Source organism: Novosphingobium sp. ERW19 (assembly GCF_012641315.1).
Classification (GTDB): Bacteria; Pseudomonadota; Alphaproteobacteria; order Sphingomonadales; family Sphingomonadaceae; genus Novosphingobium.
Genome location: NZ_JABAIC010000033.1, coordinates 1 through 2,181 on the forward strand (window position 1 = coordinate 1; position 2,181 = coordinate 2,181).

2 protein-coding genes and 1 pseudogene are annotated in these 2,181 nt (G+C 65.0%); all 3 read left to right on the forward strand.

Annotated features, from left to right (window positions below):
• Positions 1-645: pseudogene (locus tag HGI46_RS21745) on the forward strand (chromosome partitioning protein ParB); the annotation flags it as partial.
• A 167-nt stretch (positions 646-812) separates the two neighbouring features.
• Entirely contained in the window at positions 813-1,754 is a 942-nt protein-coding gene (locus tag HGI46_RS21750; protein ID WP_168905823.1) for a zincin-like metallopeptidase domain-containing protein, read from the forward strand.
• A gap of 11 nt (positions 1,755-1,765) precedes the next feature.
• Positions 1,766-2,181, forward strand: a 416-nt coding sequence (locus HGI46_RS21755) for a hypothetical protein (RefSeq protein WP_168905824.1), incomplete at its 3' end; no start/stop codon positions are given.

Consider the following 2,181-nt stretch of genomic DNA (forward strand, 5'->3'; position numbering starts at 1 on the left):
ACCCACGACTGGCGGGCGCGCCCTTCGACCACGCTGCGCGCGCCTGTTCCAGCAGGCCCGATCATCGGCTTCGAAGCCAAGGATGCGCCGGCGAGCAGCGCGCTTGCTGAGCTCAGATCCGGCCTGGACGAAAGCTGGCGTGCGGGCACCGATGTGACTGCCCGCTTCGATCTGTTTCGGGCGCTGCACGATGACAGCCGCGCGGCCTGGCTGGGCTATGTCGTGGCCCGGTCGCTCGAAGCGAGCCTCAACATGGCCGGTGAGCGCCAGCTGCCATTCCAGGATCATCTCGGCAGCCTGATCGGTATCGACATGTCGCAGTGGTGGCGCCCGACGGCGGCCAACTACTTCGACCGGGTCTCGAAGCAGGTGATCCTCGACGCGCTGACCGATGTCGGCGGTCTCGAGCTCTCCTCGCGCTTCGCCTCGGTCAAGAAGGGTGACCTCGCGATGAGCGCCGAGCGCGTCTTCGCCGGCACCTACATCACCGAGGTCGAGGTCCGCGAAAAGGCCCTGGCCTGGGTGCCTGAGGTCATGCGGTTTGCCTCCGCTGCCCCGGAGGCTGGCGAAGCCGAGATCGACGCAAGCGACGCTGCGCCTGGTGTCGAAGGCGAAATTCATACCCCCCGCGAACTGGCCGCCTGACCTCCTCCTGACAGGCTCGGCCACTCGCACCTCGAGAAGCGGTCCTTCGGCTCACGCCGGAGGGCCGCTTCCTTTTTGGGAGAAGAGCAGAGGGGGCTCGGGACCCTGTGGCACTGACCGGCGAACCCGTCGCCGATTGTCCAGATGCCGCAATCAGGAGAACCATCATGGCCTATCGCAAGGAGCAGGGCGGCGGCCTGTCGCCCGCCACCCGCATCACCCAGGAAATCATCGCCCGTCTGGAAGCGGGCACGAAGCCGTGGATCAAGCCGTGGCGCGGTGTCCCGGTCTCCCGGCCCTTGCGGGCCTGCGGGATCCCGTACCGCGGCATGAACGTGTTCTGGCTCTGGATGGTCGCCGACATGTGCGGCTACGCCTCGCCATTCTGGATGACCTACAATCAGGCAAAGTCGCTCGGGGCCCAGGTCCGCAAGGGCGAGAAGTCGACCATCGCGATCTTCTACAAGAGCTACACCAAAGAGGTGGAAGCGCCCGATACCGGCGAAAAGACCGATGAAGCCCGCCGGGTGCTGAAAGCCTATCCGGTCTTCAATGCCGATCAGGTCGAAGGGCTGCCTGAGCGCTTCCATCCTGCCGCGACGTTGGAACTGGTCGAGCCTGAAGGGCGCGCGTCCGAGCTCGACGCCTTCTTTGCGGCCATCCCCGTCAATCTGCGTCACCAGGGCTGCGAAGCCTATTACGAGCCAAGTGCGGATCGCGTCACGATGCCGCCGGTCAGCCTGTTCAATGGCTTCGATCACTATTACGCCACGCTCGCGCACGAGCTGTCGCACTGGACCGGCCATGTCAGCCGCCTGGGACGCGATCTCAAGAACCGCTTCGGCACGGCGGCCTATGCCGCTGAGGAGCTGGTCGCGGAACTCTCCAGCGCGATGCTGGGCGCCGAGCTGGGCTTGCCGGTCACGCACCTCGACAGCCACGCAAGCTATATCGAGCATTGGCTCAAGCTTCTGAAAGACGATGACCGCGCCATCCTGACCGCTGCAGCAAAGGCCGAAGAGTCATCGAGCCTGCTCCTGAAGCTCGGCGGGAGGGCGATGCCTGAACAGTTTGACGACGCGTCAGACGACGCGGCGCTTGCGGCCTGAGGGAGGATGCTATGGGCCGATCAGTCAGCTATCCCAGCGGCGCAATTGTCGCATTCACGGTTCTCGAGGTCGAAGCCGAGGACGACTGGGAATTCGAGTATGAATGGCTGCGTGACGATCTGTGCGAGCGGGCCGCCAAAGCCTTCCCGTCGCTGATCCCGCATGACGGCTGGCGCGGCCGGGAGGACCGGATACTCATGCGCAATGCCTATGCGGATTTCGGCTTATCGGTCTATGGCGGGCTGGTCGCCGTCTGGATCGTCGAACGCGACGACGGGCCTTATTGGGACGCCGATTGGCGCACGGCCCGCTCACCGCGGGCACAGCGCTGGCTGTCCCAGATCGCATCCCGTTTCGATGCCTTGTTTGGCGACTACGATTGCCTCGGGCACATGTCGAACGGCGAGGGGGTCTACACCAAGCGCGC

Excerpts from the sequence above, each read along its gene's own strand:
- HGI46_RS21750 (WP_168905823.1), top strand. The coding sequence starts at position 813 with ATGGCCTATCGCAAGGAGCAGGGCGGCGGCCTGTCGCCCGCCACCCGC.